The organism is Pseudolysinimonas kribbensis (assembly GCF_039531715.1).
Taxonomy (GTDB): domain Bacteria; phylum Actinomycetota; class Actinomycetes; order Actinomycetales; family Microbacteriaceae; genus Pseudolysinimonas; species Pseudolysinimonas kribbensis.
In genome coordinates this window covers 1,034,636-1,050,889 of sequence record NZ_BAAAQO010000004.1, presented here as the reverse complement: position 1 = coordinate 1,050,889, position 16,254 = coordinate 1,034,636, and the positions used below count along the sequence as shown (strand labels likewise).

Annotated in this window: 20 protein-coding genes; 14 read left to right on the top strand and 6 right to left on the bottom strand. The window is 69.1% G+C overall.

The annotated features are described in order from the left end of the window. Positions 1-12: 12 nt before the first annotated feature. The 8 genes from ABD285_RS15760 (at position 13) to ABD285_RS15725 (ending at position 5,842) form a co-directional block, all read left to right on the top strand. The gene (locus tag ABD285_RS15760; protein WP_284254685.1) at positions 13-816 is read left to right on the top strand and encodes an N-acyl homoserine lactonase family protein; all 804 of its coding nucleotides are present in this window, start codon (positions 13-15) and stop codon (positions 814-816) included. Beyond that, entirely contained in the window at positions 813-1,682 is an 870-nt protein-coding gene (locus ABD285_RS15755) for an SDR family NAD(P)-dependent oxidoreductase (RefSeq protein ID WP_344203426.1), read from the top strand. Before ABD285_RS15760 ends, ABD285_RS15755 begins: the two co-directional genes overlap by 4 nt. Further along, positions 1,679-2,587: an NAD(P)-dependent oxidoreductase gene (locus tag ABD285_RS15750; protein WP_344203423.1), complete on the top strand. Its 909-nt coding sequence runs from the start codon at positions 1,679-1,681 to the stop codon at positions 2,585-2,587. Before ABD285_RS15755 ends, ABD285_RS15750 begins: the two co-directional genes overlap by 4 nt. Continuing rightward, positions 2,584-2,982, top strand: a complete 399-nt coding sequence (locus ABD285_RS15745; RefSeq protein ID WP_284254688.1) for a cupin domain-containing protein — start codon at positions 2,584-2,586, stop codon at positions 2,980-2,982. Before ABD285_RS15750 ends, ABD285_RS15745 begins: the two co-directional genes overlap by 4 nt. A 2-nt stretch (positions 2,983-2,984) precedes the next feature. Then, the gene (locus tag ABD285_RS15740; RefSeq protein WP_344203420.1) at positions 2,985-3,383 is read left to right on the top strand and encodes a carboxymuconolactone decarboxylase family protein; all 399 of its coding nucleotides are present in this window, start codon (positions 2,985-2,987) and stop codon (positions 3,381-3,383) included. Then, on the top strand, positions 3,376-4,251 hold the full coding sequence (locus ABD285_RS15735; RefSeq protein ID WP_284254690.1) for an NAD(P)-dependent oxidoreductase: 876 nt from the start codon (positions 3,376-3,378) through the stop codon (positions 4,249-4,251). Before ABD285_RS15740 ends, ABD285_RS15735 begins: the two co-directional genes overlap by 8 nt. 64 nt (positions 4,252-4,315) lie before the next feature. Next, positions 4,316-5,023: a GntR family transcriptional regulator gene (locus ABD285_RS15730; RefSeq protein WP_344203418.1), complete on the top strand. Its 708-nt coding sequence runs from the start codon at positions 4,316-4,318 to the stop codon at positions 5,021-5,023. 54 nt (positions 5,024-5,077) lie between these two features. Continuing rightward, on the top strand, positions 5,078-5,842 hold the full coding sequence (locus ABD285_RS15725; protein WP_344203416.1) for a carboxymuconolactone decarboxylase family protein: 765 nt from the start codon (positions 5,078-5,080) through the stop codon (positions 5,840-5,842). Positions 5,843-5,849: 7 nt separating this feature from the next. On the opposite strand, the gene ABD285_RS15720 is transcribed toward ABD285_RS15725, so the two are convergent. The 3 genes from ABD285_RS15720 to ABD285_RS15710 form a co-directional block, all read right to left on the bottom strand. Further along, positions 5,850-6,617: a carboxymuconolactone decarboxylase family protein gene (locus ABD285_RS15720; RefSeq protein ID WP_284254693.1), complete on the bottom strand. Its 768-nt coding sequence runs from the start codon at positions 6,615-6,617 to the stop codon at positions 5,850-5,852. A gap of 67 nt (positions 6,618-6,684) precedes the next feature. After that, the gene (locus ABD285_RS15715) at positions 6,685-6,900 is read right to left on the bottom strand and encodes a DUF6186 family protein (protein ID WP_284254694.1); all 216 of its coding nucleotides are present in this window, start codon (positions 6,898-6,900) and stop codon (positions 6,685-6,687) included. Beyond that, positions 6,900-7,541, bottom strand: a complete 642-nt coding sequence (locus ABD285_RS15710; RefSeq protein ID WP_344203412.1) for a hypothetical protein — start codon at positions 7,539-7,541, stop codon at positions 6,900-6,902. Before ABD285_RS15710 ends, ABD285_RS15715 begins: the two co-directional genes overlap by 1 nt. 53 nt (positions 7,542-7,594) lie before the next feature. On the opposite strand from ABD285_RS15710, the gene ABD285_RS15705 reads away from it, so the two are divergent. Beyond that, on the top strand, positions 7,595-8,032 hold the full coding sequence (locus tag ABD285_RS15705; protein ID WP_284254696.1) for a pilus assembly protein CpaE: 438 nt from the start codon (positions 7,595-7,597) through the stop codon (positions 8,030-8,032). On the opposite strand, the gene ABD285_RS15700 is transcribed toward ABD285_RS15705, so the two are convergent. Next, on the bottom strand, positions 8,013-8,891 hold the full coding sequence (locus ABD285_RS15700; protein ID WP_344203409.1) for a DUF4349 domain-containing protein: 879 nt from the start codon (positions 8,889-8,891) through the stop codon (positions 8,013-8,015). The two genes, ABD285_RS15705 and ABD285_RS15700, sit on opposite strands and share 20 nt — an antisense overlap. Before the next feature lie 156 nt (positions 8,892-9,047). Here ABD285_RS15700 and ABD285_RS15695 point away from each other — a divergent pair, with 156 nt between their 5' ends. The 3 genes from ABD285_RS15695 to ABD285_RS15685 all read left to right on the top strand — a co-directional run bounded on the left by ABD285_RS15695 (position 9,048) and on the right by ABD285_RS15685 (position 10,338). Beyond that, the gene (locus tag ABD285_RS15695; protein WP_284254699.1) at positions 9,048-9,248 is read left to right on the top strand and encodes a hypothetical protein; all 201 of its coding nucleotides are present in this window, start codon (positions 9,048-9,050) and stop codon (positions 9,246-9,248) included. Between the two features lie 116 nt (positions 9,249-9,364). Continuing rightward, a complete protein-coding gene (locus ABD285_RS15690; RefSeq protein WP_284254700.1) occupies positions 9,365-9,919 on the top strand; it encodes an NADPH-dependent FMN reductase in 555 nt (184 codons plus the stop codon). An 80-nt stretch (positions 9,920-9,999) separates the two neighbouring features. Further along, entirely contained in the window at positions 10,000-10,338 is a 339-nt protein-coding gene (locus ABD285_RS15685; protein ID WP_284254701.1) for a globin domain-containing protein, read from the top strand. A gap of 7 nt (positions 10,339-10,345) precedes the next feature. Here ABD285_RS15685 and ABD285_RS15680 read toward each other — a convergent pair whose 3' ends face one another. Beyond that, complete coding sequence (locus ABD285_RS15680; RefSeq protein WP_344203405.1) at positions 10,346-11,554, bottom strand: MFS transporter; 1,209 nt, start codon at positions 11,552-11,554, stop codon at positions 10,346-10,348. A gap of 274 nt (positions 11,555-11,828) precedes the next feature. Here ABD285_RS15680 and ABD285_RS15675 point away from each other — a divergent pair, with 274 nt between their 5' ends. Together ABD285_RS15675 and ABD285_RS15670 are read left to right on the top strand one after the other, a co-directional pair. Further along, entirely contained in the window at positions 11,829-14,276 is a 2,448-nt protein-coding gene (locus ABD285_RS15675; protein ID WP_344203402.1) for a ribonucleoside-diphosphate reductase subunit alpha, read from the top strand. Positions 14,277-14,360: 84 nt separating this feature from the next. Next, positions 14,361-15,344, top strand: a complete 984-nt coding sequence (locus tag ABD285_RS15670) for a ribonucleotide-diphosphate reductase subunit beta (RefSeq protein WP_344203400.1) — start codon at positions 14,361-14,363, stop codon at positions 15,342-15,344. A gap of 203 nt (positions 15,345-15,547) precedes the next feature. Here ABD285_RS15670 and ABD285_RS15665 read toward each other — a convergent pair whose 3' ends face one another. After that, positions 15,548-16,207 carry a TetR/AcrR family transcriptional regulator gene (locus tag ABD285_RS15665; protein ID WP_284254704.1) on the bottom strand — a complete coding sequence of 220 codons (660 nt, stop codon included), beginning with the start codon at positions 16,205-16,207 and terminating at the stop codon, positions 15,548-15,550. Between the last annotated feature and the right edge of the window lie 47 nt (positions 16,208-16,254).

Sequence of the window (16,254 nt, the reverse complement as noted above, 5' to 3'; positions counted from 1 at the left end):
CAGAGGAGCACGATGGCCGACCAGTACCAGGTGGTGATCGCCAAACACGGCACGCGCCGCACGGTCCGCTCCGACGTGTTCCTCAACTACGCCCTGTACGGCGAGCCGGACGATCCGATCGGCATGGACTACTTCGTCTGGATCGCGCGCAATGCCGACCGCACCGTCGTGATCGACACCGGGTTCTCCGGTGCCGGCGGGCGCAAGCGCGGACGCGAGATCCTCGTCGAGGTCCCCGAGCTGTACCGCCGTCTCGGCGTCGACCCGTCGGGCGTCGAGGTGGTCGCGATCACCCATGCGCACTACGACCACATCGGCAACCTCGGCGTGTTCCCGAGCGCGCCGATCGTGCTGGCGCGGTCGGAATACGACTTCTGGACCGGTCCGCACGCGGGACGCCCGCTCTTCCACCACTCGGTCGAGGATGACGAGCTCGCCGGGCTGCGCTTTCTCGTCGACCAGGGCCGGGTCGAGCTCTTCCGCGAACGCCGTGAGCTCGCCCCCGGGATCGAGATCATCGAGGTCGGGGGCCACACGCCCGGGCAGAGCGTGGTCACGGTGCCGACGAGCGAGGGCGTGGTGCTGCTCGCGAGCGACGCCATCCATTACTACGAGGAGTACGAGCGGGCGATGCCCTTCACGTCGGTGGCCGACCTGGTCGGCATGTACGACTCGTTCGAGACGGTGCGCGGCATGGTGCAGCGCGGCGAGGTGCAGCACATCGTCTCGGGGCACGACCCGGGTACGCTCCAACGCTTCACCCCGGCGGACGGCGAGCTCACCGGATTGGTCGCGACGATCGGGGCGGCGGCATGACCGGGCGATTCGAGGGCAAGGTCGCCGTGGTGACCGGTGCCGCAGGGGGCCTCGGTCGTGCCTCGGCGCAGCGCCTCGCCTCTGAGGGCGCCCACATCGTCGTCGTGGACATCGACGCCGACGCGGCGCACGAGGTCGCCGGATCGCTCGCGACGCCGTCCATCGCCGTTGCTGCCGACATCAGCGAGGAGGCAGCGGTCGCCCGCTACATCGACGCGGGCGTGGAGGCGTTCGGCCGGATCGACCTGCACCACCTCAACGCCGGCATCTTCGGATCCTTCGACCATCTCCCCGACCTCAGCGTCGACGAATTCGATCGCGTGATGGCGGTCAACGTGCGCGGTCAGTTCCTCGGCGTCCGCGCGGCTTTCCGGCAGTACCGCGGGCAGAGCCGGCCCTCCCAGGGCGCCATCGGGACCATCGCGGTCACGGGCTCGATCGCCGGTCTGACCGGATCGGCGGACCTGCTGCCGTACCACGTCTCCAAGCACGCCGTGCACGGCCTCGTCCATGCCGCCGCCGTCTACGGAGGTCCGATCGGCGTGCGGGTGAACGCGGTGGCGCCCGGCATCGTGCCGACCGAGCTGTTCGCCCGCGCCGCGACGGCGACGGGCGGCAAGAACGACATGGAGCAGCGCGCGTCGACGACGCCGCTGCGCCGTGCGGGCAGTCCGGAGGAGATCGCGGGCGTCGTCGCCTTCCTGCTCAGCGAGGACAGCGCGTACGTCACCGGCCAGATCGTGTCGGCCGACGGGGGAGCGACCGTCGTCAACACCGTGCGGCCCGCCGGCGGCGCGGGCGCGTGGGACCCCGCCGGGATCGACGCCGCCATGTACACGACAGCGGGAGAGAAGCAGCAGTCATGAGCAAGAACATCGGGTTCATCGGTCTCGGCAACATGGGCGGCCGGATGACCGGCTGCATCGTGCGCGCCGGGCAGGCCGTTCTCGGGTACGACGCGAAGACCGAGAACATCGCCGCGGCCGGCGCGACACCCGCCGACTCCGCCGCCGCCGTCATGGCGGGCGCGGACGTCGTGCTGCTGTCGCTGCCCGACAGCCGCGTCGTCGAGGCGGTGGTGTACGGCGACAGCGGCATCCTCGCGGCGGCCCGCGAGGGACAGGTCGTGATCGATCTCAGCACCTCGGCGCCCGACTCGACGCGGGCGATCGCCGCGGACTTCGCCGCGCGGGGCGTGCGATTCCTCGACGCCGGCATCTCGGGCGGTGCCGCCGCGGCCGAGAAGGGACAGCTCACGCTCATGGTCGGCGGCGATGCCGACGCCCTCGCCTCCGTCGACGACGTGCTCGGGTACTTCGCCTCGAACATCTTCCACATCGGCGAGAGCGGCGCCGGGCACACGACGAAGCTCCTGAACAACTTCCTCAACGCCGTCGCCCTCTCCGCGACGGCCGAGGTGATGGTGGCCGCCAAGAAGGCGGGACTCGACCTCGCGACCGTCCTCGATGTCTTCAACAAGAGTTCCGGTGTCAACTTCGCGACGATCAACCGGTTCCCCAAGATCATCACGGGCGACTACCTCAAGGGGGGTCTGACGAACACCCTCATGCTCAAGGACGTCACGCTGTACGCCGACCTGGTCGCGCGGCTCGGCGTCGCCAGCCTCAATGCCTCGGGCCCGCTCGCGGCATTCGGGCTCGCGCGTGCCCTCGGCTATGCCGACGACATCAGCAACACCGTGGTCGACGCGATCGGCGACATCTCGGGCGGCGTCCGCCTGCACGACGGCGAGCGGAAGGAATCCCGATGATCATCGTCCCGCCCTCCCGGGCATCCGGGACCGCCGGCAAGCCGGGGTCCCAGTTCACCGGCGACGTGTATCCGTACGTCACCATGCCGTCGACCGATGGCGTCGTGATCAACACCGTGAACTTCACGCCGGGCGCCCGCACCTACTGGCACCGCCACGAGCGCGGTCAGATCCTGCAGGTGCTGGCCGGCCGGGGTCTCATCCAGTCGGAGGGCGACCCCGTCGCGGTGATCCGCGCCGGCGACACCGTCTGGGTCCCCGCCGGCGAACGCCACTGGCACGGTGCCGCCCCGGACTCCTACCTCATCCACACCGCCATCTCGCTCGGCACGACCGACTGGTCCGACCCCGTGTCGGACGAGGACTACGACCGCGCCCCGGACACCCAGGACTGACGATGACCGACGACACGACGCGCGACGACCTCTTCGAACGCGGTATGGACATGCGCCGTCAGGTGCTGGGCGCCGATCACGTGGAGCGCTCGATGGCCAACGTCAGCGACTTCTCGCGCCCCATTCAGGAATTCGTCACCGAATACTGCTGGGGGGTGGTCTGGAGCGACGACGGCCTCGAGCCGAAGACGCGGAGCATGCTCAACCTCGCCATGCTGACCGCCCTCAACCGCTCGCACGAGCTCGGAGTGCACGTGCGCGGCGCCCTCAACAACGGAGTCACCGAAGCCGAGATCCAGCAGGTCCTCCTGCAGACCGCCGTCTACGTCGGCGTTCCGGCGGCGCTCGAGTCCTTCCGCGTCGCCGAGAAGGTCATCAAGGAGTTCCACGCGAATGCCTGAGCAGATCGGGTTCGTCGGCCTCGGGAACATGGGGCACCCGATGACCTCGCGGCTGGTCGGAGCCGGACATCGCGTCCGGGCCTACGACGTCGCCGAAGCGGCACGCGCGAGGGCGGTCGAGGCCGGGGCCGTCGAGGCCGCCACGCTCGCGGCCGCGGCGGACGACGCGGACCTGGTCGTCCTGATGCTGCCCAACTCCGACATCGTCGAGCAGGTCGTCACGGATCCGGGCTTCGCCCAGGCGCTGTCGCCCGGCACCACGGTGATCGACATGAGCTCATCGGAGCCGTTGCGCACCCGTGCGCTGGCGGCGCGGTTGGCCGAGCGCGGCATCCGCATGGTCGACGCGCCCGTCTCGGGCGGGGTGAAGGGCGCCGAGAGGGGCGCGCTCACGATCATGGTCGGCGGCGATGACGCGGACGTCGCGCGCGTGATGCCCGTGCTCGAGACCCTCGGCCGACCGGTGCACGCAGGGGCGATCGGATCGGGCCATGCCGTGAAGGCCCTCAACAATCTGCTGTCGGCGACCCACCTGTGGGTCACGAGCGAGGCGATCGAGGCCGGCCGGCGCTTCGGTCTCGACCCGGAGGTCATGCTCGCCGTCTTCAACGGCTCGAGCGGCCGCAGTGGGTCGACCGAGAACAAGTGGCCCAACTTCATCCTGCCGGGCACGTTCGACTCGGGATTCGGGCTCCGGCTCATGCTGAAGGACATGCGGATCGCGGTCCAGCTCGCCCAGCAGTCCGGGGCCCCCAGTCGGCTGGGCGCCGACGCGGTCGATCTCTGGGCAGAGGCCGCCGACGGGCTGCCGGCCACCGCGGACCACACCGAGGTCGCGCGCTGGATCGCCGACGAAGGAGCCGGATGACGCGCTGACACTCCCGGAGAGATCGTATGACGATGCAGCAAGACCCGTCCTTATAGTGAGAGCCATGCCATCCACCAACTCCCTCGCAGGCTCATGGACCGCAGAGCCCATGGGCCGCGTTGCGGCGCCTCTTCGCGAGCAGGTGATCGCCGCCCTGCGGCAGGCCATCCTCGACTTCCAGCTCAAGCCCGGCCAGCGTCTGGTCGAGCGCGAGCTGATCGAGCAGCTCGGCGTGAGCCGGACCACGATCCGCGAAGCGCTGCGTGAGCTGACGTCGGAGGGGTTGGTCACCGTGGTGCCGCAGCGCGGGGCCATGGTGAGCGCACCATCGCTCGAGGAGGCGATCGACCTGTACGAGGTGCGTGCCTCGCTCGAGTCGCTCGTGGTGCAGCATTTCGTGGAGCGCGCGAGCGACGAGGAGATCGACAAGCTGCGCGAGACCGTGCGCGACGTGGCCAAGGTCGCCGAGAAGACCGCCGACACGCGTGAGATCCTCGGCGCCAAGGATGCCTTCTATCTCGTGCTGATCGCCGGCGCACGCAGTGCCGCGCTGCAGCAGCTCATCGAGGGGATCCAGGCGCGCGTGCAGGTGCTGCGCGCCACCTCCCTCTCGGAGCAGGGACGGCCGCACGAGATGGTGGCCGAGCTCGAGGCCATCGTCGACGCGATCGCGGCGCGCGACGCCCCGCTGGCCTCGAAGCTCACGGCGGAGCACATCCGCAAGGCGTCGGTCACCGCGCTGCACAGTCTGCGCGAGGCCGAAGCGGTCTAGGCCCGCACGATCTCTCCTCTCATTCCGCATGTGAAGACGAGGAAAGGAAACACGATGGAGCTCACCGCCCGTCAGCAGGAGGTCAAGGATCGGTTCATCCAGGTGCGCGGCACCTGGGGCGACACGTGGGAGGCCATGCTCCGACTCGACCCGGAGTTCCTGCTCGCCTATCTGGACTTCTCGGCCGTGCCATGGCGCAAGGGCCACCTCGACACCAAGACGAGGGAGTTCATCTACATCGTCGTGGATGCCGCGGCGACCCACATGTACGCGCCGGGGGTGCGCCAGCACATCAAGGCGGCGCTCGCCGCGGGTGCGACACCGCAGGAGATCATGGAGGTGCTCGAGTGCACCGCCACCCTCAGCATCCACGCCATGAACGTCGGCGTCCCGGTGCTCACCGAGGTGCTGGCTGAGAGGGGCATCCGCACCGACGCCGCGCCCCTGAACGAGTATCAGGAACGGCTCAAAGCGGAGTTCACGCAGAAGCGCGGCTACTGGAACCCCACGTGGGACGAGATGCTCGAGCTCGACCCGGAGCTCTTCGACGCCTACACCGCGTTCTCCTCCCACCCCTGGACCCACGGCACGCTCTCGCCCAAGGTGCGGGAGTTCATCTACATGGCGTTCGACACCTCTGCCACGCATCTCTACAAGGTGGGCCTCAAGCTGCATATCGAGAACGCCCTCGGCTATGGCGCGACGATCGGCGAGGTCCTCGAGGTCATGGAGGTCGCGAGCGTGATCGGCATCCACTCGGTCGCGATGGGCGCTCCGATCCTGCTGGAGGAGATCGCGGCGCTCGCCGGCGACGACTAGGGGCGGTTCAGAGGGCGATGCCGCGCTCGCGGAGCTCCTGCGCGACGATCGGCATCGCCGTCTCGACCGCGTCCAGGCCCAGGGCGGACGAGATCTCCATGACCTCGAGGATCTGCTCGACCGTGGCGCCGTGGTTCAGCGCGTTGCGGATGTGGAGCTTCGTGCCGGGCACGTAGAGATGGGTCGCGGCGATGTCGTAGCTGATGTAGATCAGCTCCTTCTCGGCGGGAGTGAGGGGACCGGTCCGCCACGGCACCGTGGAGAAGTCGGTGTAGGCCGCGAACATCTCGGGGTCGAGTTCGAGCATCTCGTTCCAGAAGTCGTGCCAGTACCCGCGCACGCGTGTGAACTCGGCCTTGAGCTCCTCCTGGCGGGCGGTCAGCGGCGACGGTCCGGTGCGACCGCGCTCCTCGAGTACCTCGACGAGCAGCGGGACCCCGATGTTCATGGTGTGGATTCCGAGCGTGGAGGCGAGCTCGAGCACCTCGAGGATCTCGTGCGGGGTTGCGCCCTCGTCGAGTGCCGCCCGCACGTGAGGCAGGATCCGCGGGACGTTGAGGTGGGTCGCCGCGGCGTTGACCGAGATGCGGCACAGCGCATGGAACTTCGCCGACAGGTGGCGCTTGAGGGTGGGCACCTGCCGCAACGCGATCGAGGCGGCCACGAAGTCCGGGTCGATGCGCAGCGCCGCCTCCCAGCCCTCGCTCCACGCCTCCTCGCCGTACGCCTCCAGGGCACGGGCCTTGATGTTCTCCTGCTGGTCGCTCAACGGCATGGCGGCTCCTCCTCGAGACGGGTCACCTCGAATATATGACCGTCATACAAAATGCCGCAACGCGGATTCACGGGTGCGGGTCGACCGTCCGCGCGAACAGGAAGTGCCACCCGATCCACCACCAGAACAGCAGGATCACCATCCGCGCCGCCCGGTCGGCGAGCACCCTGTCGAACAGCGCCCCCGTCGAGGTGAGCCCGAGCGCGTCGCGTCGCCCGGTCACCCAGAGCAGCACGCCCACGACCCCGCACGCGGCGAAGACCAGTTCTGTGACGAGGTACATCAGTCGCGCCGTCCCCGTGTCACCAGGGCCAGACCCAGCGCGATCCATGCCGCCACGAAGAGCGTGCGGAACCACAGCTGGTCCAGTGCCGGGTCGAGGATGTCGGAGATCGCCGGATGCTGCAGCGCCGCCTCGGGGGGCAGCATCCGTCCAAGGATCCAGGAGGTCAGCTCCCAGGCACAGGTCGCGACCCCCGTGACCGCCCACGCGACGGCGGTGCGGCGGATCGCGAGGGAATCGGCGGCGCGCTGCTCGCGCGCGCCGGTGCGCGAGCGCACCCCCGACCACGCGAACGGCAGCACGACGGCGCCGAGACCGGCCAGCACGATCCCGTCGACGATGCCGTGCCGGGGCGTGAATGCGAGGAGTGCGCCGACCGCGACGGCTCCGACCAGGGTCGGGACCAGCGCCGGCCGCGACAGCCGGCCGACCTGCGGCACCAGTCGCAGCGCATCGATCAGCAGCGCGAGGCCGACGACGCCGAACACGACCCCGTCGAAGAGCGCCTCCCGCACGAACTGCACGGCCGAGGTGATCGCGACGATGGCGATCCACGGCAGGGCGGGCAGCAGTCGTCGACGCGGCGGGTGATCGACGACCGTGCCGGCGTCGATCGGATTGCCGGCGACTTCGTGCGCCATGTCGGCAGGCTACGCCCCCGGCGCGGAGCGCTCGTGGCGGTGAGAATGGGCGGATGATCTCCACCGACCTCGCCCGGAGCCTCCGGGAGTCCGGCCTGCACTGGGCGCCCGTCTCGGGCGACGTGTTCCAGCTCGCCCCCGGGTCCGGGGCGGGGGAGGACGGCGAGCTCGAGGGCGACCTGTTCACGGTGAGCGACATGACGATCGAGGCGCACGTCTATCCCACCGGCACCATCCTCGGATTCAACGGCACGACCGAGTGGGCGCTCGACTCCGTCGCGCTCGAGGATGCGCTCTGGCTGCCACGGGAGGACCAGCTGCGCGATCGGCTGCAGAGCACGTTCCGGGGCCTCGACCGGATCGAGGCGCCGCACGGCATCGAGTACCGGGTGCGCGTGGAACGGGCAGGAGGCGAGCACGTGTACGTCAGCGACGATCCCGCCGAGGCCTACGCTCTCGCGCTGCTGGATCTCATCCGCGCGTCGGCCTGACCACCGCGTTCCGCGCGCGTCGCCGAACGATGGCGACGACCCCCAGCGCGATTGCGCCGAGCAGGGCCAGCAGCAGGAGCCACGGCAGCGCCATCCCGAGGGCCACGAGTGTCGCGCCCCAGAAGGCGACGAAGGCGCTCCAGCCGGTGGCGAGGCCGTCGCCGAAGCCGGCCGGGGTGGACTCCACGACGGTCCCGGTGGGCTGCAACGTCATCGTGATGGTCGACATCGCGACCTGATCGGCGAGCCCGCGCTGCTGCGCCTCGAGGCTCTCGAGGTCGCCCTGCCGGTCTCCGATGGCGGTCTCGATCTCGACGAGGTCGGAGGTGTCGGTCGCGCGCTTCTCCAGCTCGATGAGGCGCTGGATCGTCGCCCGGAGCGCCGTGATGCGTGCGTCCAGATCCTGGGTGCGGCTGGTCACGTCGGTCGAGCTGGTCGAGACCCGGTCGGTGCGGCCCAGGCCCTTGAGCGCCGCGAGCGTGGTGTCGAGCTTCGCGGCCGGGATGCGCAGGGTGAGCGAGGCGGTTCCCGCGTGACCCTGCGACCCGGCGCGTTCGCTCCGGCCGTCCACCCGGCCCCCCGCCGACCTCACGATCGATGCGGCACGGTCGGCCGCACGCAGCGGGTCGGATGCGGTGACCACGAGCTCGCCCGTGACCACGATCGACCGGTCGGCGCTCGCCGCCTTCTCACTCCCCGAACCCGTCGTCGCCGGTGCGTCGTTCGCGAGCGGCGCGCCGTGGCCCGCCGCGCCCGAGTCGGAGGTGCCGGTCGAGCCGGCGCCGGCGCCCGCCGAGCAGCCGCCGAGGGCGAGGGCCGCGGCGAGCGCGACGCCGACGAGAAGTGCAGAACGCCTCATGGGGTCACCGTAGAGAACAGGAGACCCGGACGCCGCAGACCGTTGCGCAATCGTGAGAAGCGGCCTGGGCGTCGCCTCCGAGCACACCGGTCCCGGCCGGCCGCAGATCTAGCCTGCTGGCGTCGGCTCACGAAGCCGCGAACAGGAGGTCACGACATGGGACTCATGGATGACGCCCGCGACACCGCCGAGACGGCCGGCCGCAAGCTCGGCGACGCCGCCGAGGATGCGAAGGACCGCGTCGGCGACAAGGTCGACGAGATGCAGGCGGATTCGGACGTGAAGCGCGCCGAGCGCGAGCGCGACGCCGTGCACGCCAAGAACGACGCCAAGGAGAAGATCCGCGGCGACGACTGACCGCCGCAGGGCGAGAGGACCGGAGGGTCGGTGGACGAGCCACCGGCCCTCCCTCGTGCGAGGGGGTCGACGGAGTGGAATGATTGACACGTCATCTATCGACGGGAGCGTCATCCATGCGGGTCATGATCATCGCGGGCAGTGTCCGGCCGGGTCGGATCGGACTGCCGATCGCCCGCTGGGTCGAATCGATCGCCCGCGAGCGCCCGGGGATGGAGATCGACTTCGTCGACCTCGTCGAGCTCGGCCTCCCGTTCATGGATGAGCCCCATCACCCGCGTCTGCAGCGGTACACCCAGCCGCACACGCGCGCGTGGAGCGAACGCGTCCAGGCGGCCGACGCCGTCATCCTCGTGACGCCGGAGTACAACCACAGCTATTCACCGGCGCTCAAGAACGCGCTCGACTACCTGCACCGCGAGTGGTGGCGCAAGCCGGTGGGCTTCGTCAGCTACGGCGGCGTGTCGGCGGGCACGCGCGGCGTCGTCGCGCTCACCGTCGTCACCTCCGGTCTGGGGATGGTGCGCACCGGAGCCGCCGTCGAGATCAACTTCGCCGGCCAGCAGGTGCACGACGGCGTGTTCTCGCCCACCGAGAAGGAGGTCGCGATCCTGGGCCACCTGCTCGACGAGATCGAGACGCTCGCGCCCGCCCTCGCTCCGCTGCGCTGACCGGATCGGTCCTCCATTCGGAGGACAGGCGCGATATGCTGGTCCCCTGAATTCGCGACAAGGCCGGGGGGGCTTGCACGATGCAGACGACGGCGGATGCCACCGCTATTCAAGCGGCCGTGGAGCACTTCATCGACCGGGTGCTGACCGACCCGGCCCTGGAGGGGTTCCGGGCCAAGATCGACGTGGGCAGCCTGCGTCCCCGCGCGCGGATGTTCGTGATCGAGGCGCTCGGCGGTCCGGAGTTGTACCGCGCTCTCGACCGGGACCGGCGACCGCACGGGGTCGAGGACGCCGAGTTCGAACGGATCACCTGCGTGCTCATCGAGAGCCTCGCCGACGTGGGCGTCTCGGCCGACGTGCTGGCGCTCGTGCGACGTCGCGTCGATGACCTGCGGCCCGTCGTCGTGATGGCGTAGGCGCGGCTCAGCTGGGCTGCACCGGAACCGGCTCGGTATCCGGCAGCGGGCTCGCGTCGCGTCCGCGCAGGTCGGGGTGCGCTCTCCGGAAGAGAACCGGCACGAGGGTCCCGACCGCCGCGAAGGCGACGGCCGCCCAGAATCCGCCGTCGGCGCCGCCCGCGTCGATGAGGAATCCGGCGACGGCCGAGCCGGCCGCGGCGCCGATGAGCTGTCCCGTGCCGACCCATCCGTACGCCTCGGCCGTGTCGCTGAACTTCACGCTCGACGAGACCAGCGCGAAGATGACGGCGAGTGCCGGAGCGATGCACAGCCCCGCGATGATCAGCGCGGCGTTGAGGCTCCAGAACTCCCAGGCGACGACGGAGAGCGCCGATCCGATCAGCACGACCGCCATGCGCCAGGCGAGCGCCCACGGTCCGACCGGCAGGCGGCCGAGCGCGAGCCCGCCGGACAGCGACGCGAGCGCCCAGATCGCGAGCACCACTCCCGAGCGGGAGTCGCCCTCCCCGAAGGTCGCGATCACGGCCGCCTCGGTCGCCGCGCAGGCGCCGACCAGCAGGAAGCCCACGGCGGTCGAGAGCAGCACCGGCGGGCGCGTGAGCACCGATCCGAACCGCCGCTTGCTGCGGGGGATGCGCACCCGCCCGACCTCGGGCGAGAAGATGAACCAGGCGCCGCCGCCCACGAGGAAGACCACCGAGAGCAGGATGCCGATGGTCGTCGAGATCTGGGTCGCGACGAATGTGACGATGACGGGTCCGGCGATCCAGATGAGCTCCTGCGCGGACGCGTCGAGCGAGAAGAGCGGGGTGAGCTGGCGCGAGTTCACGAGTTTGGGATAGATCGTGCGCACGGCAGGCTGGATGGGCGGGTAGCTGAGGCCGGCGACCAGACCGGCGGCCATGTAGCCCCACAGGGGCAGAGGCGCGAGGGCGATGGTCGTGAGGGCGATCGCGCACACCCCGACGGTCAGCAGCAGCACCGGCCGCATGCCCCAGCGCCCCATCCACCTGCTCGTGAGCGGACCGGAGACCGCCTGCCCGACGCTCGTCGCGGCGAGCACCAGCCCGGCCGAGCCGTAGCTGTGGAAGATGCGCTCGAGATGCAGCAGGAACCCCAGGGAGATCATCCCGCCCGGGAACCGGGCGACGAGCTGGGCGGCGATGATGCGCGCGACGCCCGGCGTGCGAAGGAGCTGGGCGTAGGCGTTCACGGTGGGACCAGCGTATTGCCCGGTGGCGACGGTGCGCAGCGCTGTCGGCGGCGCGTGCAAGCCTGTGGAATCGGGGGATAAGTCCGCGAACTTATCCCCAACCTGGGGACGACACGCCCACAACATGTAGTGGTGGTGCCCCGGTCAGTGGCCGGATATATAGTGATCGAGCCGCAGGGCGGGCGGGGGCCCGCGAACGGCTCTCCGGGCATCCCCGGGAGCCGACGAGCGTCGCAGAACAGCCGCCGCAGGAGCAGCAGGAAGAGGAGTCCACGTGACCATCACGGTCGTCAAGCGCGACGGGGCGCAGGAGCCCTACGACGCCAACAAGATCAACCTCGCGATCGAGCACGCGAGCCGCGGTCTCGACGAGAGCATCACGTGGGTCACGCAGATCGCGAGCGAGCTCGAGCTCACGCTGTTCGACGGCATCACGACCCAGCAGCTCGACGAGGCCGTGATCCAGGTCGCGCTGCAGAACGTCAAGGACGACCCGCAGTTCGACACGGTCGCCGCGCGGCTGCTGCTGAAGACGATCTACAAGCGCGTGCTCGGCGACTACGAGACCGACGAGGAGCTGAAGGCGCTCCACGCCCGGCACTTCCGCGCCGCGGTCGAACGGGGCGTGGCGGAACAGCTCTTCGATCCCCGGTTCCTCGACCTCTACGACCTCGACCGGATGGCGACGGCGCTCGAGCCGAGCCGCGACGGTCTGCTCAAGTACATCGGCGTGGTCACGCTCAACAACCGCTACGGCATCAAGGCCCGCAACGGCGAGCCGCTCGAGGTGCCGCAGTTCTTCTGGATGCGGATCGCGATGGGTCTCGCCCTCAACGAGGCCGATCCGACCGGCGTCGCGCTCGGCTTCTACGAGAAGATGTCGAAGCTCGAGTACATCGCCGCCGGCTCGACCCTCGTCAACGCGGGCACCGCGTACCCCCAGCTCAGCAACTGCTTCGTCATGGAGATGCACGACGACATCGAGCACATCGCCAAGAGCGTGCGCGACGTGATGTGGCTCACCAAGGGCACCGGCGGCATCGGCCTCTCGGTCACCAAGCTGCGCGCCCAGGGCTCCCCGATCCGCTCCAACAACACGACCTCGACCGGGCCGATCCCGTTCATGCACACGATCGACTCGGTGCTGCGCGCGGTCAGTCGCGGCGGCAAGAAGTTCGGTGCGCTCGCGTTCTACATGGAGAACTGGCACCTCGACTTCCCCGAGTTCCTCGACCTGCGCCAGAACTCCGGCGACCCGTACCGCCGCACCCGCACCGCGAACACCGCCGTGTGGATCTCCGACGAGTTCATGAAGCGCGTGCAGAACGACGAGGACTGGTACCTCTTCGACCCGCTCGAGGTCGGCGACCTCAACGAGCTGTACGGCAAGGCGTTCAGCGAGCGGTACGCGCACTACGTCGCCGAGGCCGAGGCCGGGCGCGTCCGGATGTTCAAGAAGATCGCCGCGCGCGCGCAGTTCAAGGACATCCTGATGTCCCTCCAGACGACGGCCCACCCGTGGCTGACCTGGAAGGACACGATCAACAACCGGGCGCTGAACAACAACACCGGCACGATCCACCTCTCCAACCTCTGCACCGAGATCTGCCTCCCGCAGGACCTCGAGAACATCGCGGTGTGCAACCTCGCCTCGATCAACCTCTCGACCCATCTGCGCGTGGACGCGAACGGCACCCTGGGCTTCGACTGGGACCTCATCGAGGCATCGGCTCGCAGCGCCGTGCGCCAGCTCGACAACCTCATCGACATCACGGTGTCGTCCGTTCCGGAGGCGGATCACGCCAACATCAGCAACCGGGCGATCGGCCTCGGGGTCATGGGCTTCACCGACATCGTCGAGAAGCTCGGCCTCAGCTACGAGTCCGAGGAGGCCGCCACCGTGATCGACGAGGTCATGGAGCACGTCTCCTACGCCGCGATCGACGAGTCGGCGGATCTCGCGCGCGAGCGCGGCTCCTACTCGAACTTCGCCGGCAGCCGGTGGTCGCAGGGGTTGGTGCCGTTCGACTCGATCGCGCTCACCGAGGCCGATCGCGGCACCCCGATCAAGGTCGACCGCACGACGCGGCTCGACTGGGATGCGCTGCGCGCCAAGGTGAAGGGCGGGATACGCAACGCGACGCTCATGGCGATCGCGCCCACGGCATCCATCGGCCTGGTCGCCGGCACCACGCCGGGACTCGACCCGCAGTTCACGCAGATCTTCAGCCGCTCGACCTCGAACGGCAAGTTCCTCGAGGTGAACCGCAACCTGGTCGCCGACCTGCAGCGGCTCGGGATCTGGGGCGAGGTCAAGGAGGCGATCCTGCGCTCGCAGGGCGACATCCAGGGGATCGACGCGATCCCGGAGGACATCAAGAAGGTCTACAAGACCAGCTTCCAGCTCTCGCCGTACTCCTTCCTGGAGGTCGCGGCGCGCGCGCAGAAGTGGATCGACCAGTCGATCAGCCGCAACATCTACCTCGAGACGCGCGACCTCGGCGACATGATGGACATCTACTACGCGGCGTGGGAGCGCGGGGTGAAGACCACGTACTACCTGCACATGAAGCCGCGTCACCAGGCCGAGCAGTCGACGGTCAAGGTCAACAAGGCCGAGGAGATCGCGGCGAGCAAGGCGGCTGCGGCGCCGATCGCGGCATCCTCCGAGTCGGCTGCGCCCGCGGCACCCGCCCGTCGCGGATTCGGGGGGCTGGCCTGATCATGGACACCGAGACCGTCGGAGCCTACGAAGTCCCGGTCGATCCCATGGACGACCTCCAATGCGAAAGCTGCCAGTAAGCACATGCCTCTTCTCGGTACCGGAGTCCAAGAGGGACTCCTCCTCAAGCCCGTCACCTACCCGTGGGCGATGGAGCTCTACGACCAGGCCGTCGCGAACACCTGGTTCCCCAACGAGATCCAGCTCGGCGAGGACCTGGCCGACTTCAAGAAGATGACCGACGAGGAGCGCCACGCGGTCACCTTCCTGATCAGCTACTTCAACCCCAACGAGCTGCTCGTCAACAAGGCGCTCGCCTTCGGTGTCTACCCGTACGTCAACGCACCGGAGACCCACCTCTACCTCGCGAAGCAGATGTGGGAGGAGGCCAACCACTGCATGTCGTTCGAGTACGTGCTCGAGACGTTCCCGATCGACCGCAACGAGGCCTACAACTCGCACGTCGACATCCCGTCGATGCGGCGCAAGGAGGAGTTCGAGGTCAACTTCATCCGTCGCATGACGGAGGAGACCCTCGACATCACGACGACCGCGGGCAAGCAGGACTTCATCCGCAACCTCGTGGCCTACAACATCATCCTCGAGGGCATCTGGTTCTACTCGGGGTTCATGGTGGCCCTGTCGTTCCGCCAGCGGAACCTGCTGCGCAACTTCGGCTCGCTCATGGACTGGATCGTGCGCGACGAGTCGCTGCACCTGAAGTTCGGGATCAACCTGATCCTCACGGTGCTCGACGAGAACCCCGATCTGCAGACGCCGGAGTTCGCGGCCGAGATCAAGAAGATGATCACGGATGCCGTGGAGATGGAGGAGGCGTACAACAACGATCTCCTGCCGGGCGGCATCCTGGGCCTGAACGCCGGATACATCAACCAGTACGTGAAGTATCTCGCCGACCGCCGGCTCGAGGAGCTCGGCTTCGGCACCGAGTACAACGTGACCAACCCGGCGAAGTGGATGGCGACGGCGAACGACACACTCGAGCTGGTGAACTTCTTCGAGTCGACCAACACCTCGTACGAGTCGAACGCGAAGGCGTCCAGCTAGGCGCGGCGACCTGCGGGTGACTGTGCCGGTGGCCGGGCATCACCCCCCGGCGAGCCGGCCACCGGCGTGCTCCACGACATCGGAAGGAAACCCCCGAGTACGCGCGTGCACCAGCGCATCGTCTCCAGTATCGGAGGCGTGCGCACAACGACACACCCTACTCCGGCCGCGCGGTCCTTGCCCCCAATACAGGGGGCACGCGATCATGTCGCCGGTGTCACCAGACCATCGTCCCCCGGCGCCCGCCCAGGCCGCTGAGCCGGCGCTTTCGGCAGGAGCAGCCCCGGCCCGGCGATGAGGCGCACGGCGGCGAAGTACGCGTCGCCGTCGAACGCGGGCACGAGCGCCCGCTGCACGAAGTAGCCCTGGGCGAGCGCGAGCACCGCGGGCCACGCGCCGGTCGCCCAGGCGCCGGGATCGGGCATCCCGCGATGCGTCGCCCAGGTGGTCAGATAGTCGAGCCAGGCCTTCTGCAGCACGGCGAAGATCTCGCCCACGAGGCCGCTCATCTCGGAGTCGGCGGTCGCCTCGCCCCAGAGCTGTACGAGCACGCGGGTGTCGATGATGTCGTCGACCATCCCGCCGAGCAGGCCGCGCATCGTCTCGACCGGATCGCTGAGCCGCCCGTCGTCCGATGTGCCCAGCTCTCCGAGCCGTCGGGAGAGCACGTCGCGCCCCACGCTCAGCGCGATCTCCTGCTTGCCGGAGAAGTGCAGGTAGATCGCGCCGGCCGACAACCCGGAGCGGGCGATGATGTCCGCCATCGAGGTGCGCTGAAAGCCCTTCTCGCCGAAGCACTCCAGCGCAGCGGCGACGATCCGAGCGCGGCGGGATTCGCGGTGCGCGTCGCTGACCTTGGGCATCTTGACCTCATCCTGGCATGGAGAGTATAAAGAACGAGCGTTCGTTT

Coding starts and splice junctions, on each gene's coding strand:
- ABD285_RS15760 (WP_284254685.1), top strand. CDS start 13: ATGGCCGACCAGTACCAGGTGGTGATCGCCAAACACGGCACGCGCCGC.
- ABD285_RS15755 (WP_344203426.1), top strand. CDS start 813: ATGACCGGGCGATTCGAGGGCAAGGTCGCCGTGGTGACCGGTGCCGCA.
- ABD285_RS15750 (WP_344203423.1), top strand. CDS start 1,679: ATGAGCAAGAACATCGGGTTCATCGGTCTCGGCAACATGGGCGGCCGG.
- ABD285_RS15745 (WP_284254688.1), top strand. CDS start 2,584: ATGATCATCGTCCCGCCCTCCCGGGCATCCGGGACCGCCGGCAAGCCG.
- ABD285_RS15740 (WP_344203420.1), top strand. CDS start 2,985: ATGACCGACGACACGACGCGCGACGACCTCTTCGAACGCGGTATGGAC.
- ABD285_RS15735 (WP_284254690.1), top strand. CDS start 3,376: ATGCCTGAGCAGATCGGGTTCGTCGGCCTCGGGAACATGGGGCACCCG.
- ABD285_RS15730 (WP_344203418.1), top strand. CDS start 4,316: ATGCCATCCACCAACTCCCTCGCAGGCTCATGGACCGCAGAGCCCATG.
- ABD285_RS15725 (WP_344203416.1), top strand. CDS start 5,078: ATGGAGCTCACCGCCCGTCAGCAGGAGGTCAAGGATCGGTTCATCCAG.
- ABD285_RS15720 (WP_284254693.1), bottom strand. CDS start 6,617: ATGCCGTTGAGCGACCAGCAGGAGAACATCAAGGCCCGTGCCCTGGAG.
- ABD285_RS15715 (WP_284254694.1), bottom strand. CDS start 6,900: ATGTACCTCGTCACAGAACTGGTCTTCGCCGCGTGCGGGGTCGTGGGC.
- ABD285_RS15710 (WP_344203412.1), bottom strand. CDS start 7,541: ATGGCGCACGAAGTCGCCGGCAATCCGATCGACGCCGGCACGGTCGTC.
- ABD285_RS15705 (WP_284254696.1), top strand. CDS start 7,595: ATGATCTCCACCGACCTCGCCCGGAGCCTCCGGGAGTCCGGCCTGCAC.
- ABD285_RS15700 (WP_344203409.1), bottom strand. CDS start 8,891: ATGAGGCGTTCTGCACTTCTCGTCGGCGTCGCGCTCGCCGCGGCCCTC.
- ABD285_RS15695 (WP_284254699.1), top strand. CDS start 9,048: ATGGGACTCATGGATGACGCCCGCGACACCGCCGAGACGGCCGGCCGC.
- ABD285_RS15690 (WP_284254700.1), top strand. CDS start 9,365: ATGCGGGTCATGATCATCGCGGGCAGTGTCCGGCCGGGTCGGATCGGA.
- ABD285_RS15685 (WP_284254701.1), top strand. CDS start 10,000: ATGCAGACGACGGCGGATGCCACCGCTATTCAAGCGGCCGTGGAGCAC.
- ABD285_RS15670 (WP_344203400.1), top strand. CDS start 14,361: ATGCCTCTTCTCGGTACCGGAGTCCAAGAGGGACTCCTCCTCAAGCCC.
- ABD285_RS15665 (WP_284254704.1), bottom strand. CDS start 16,207: ATGCCCAAGGTCAGCGACGCGCACCGCGAATCCCGCCGCGCTCGGATC.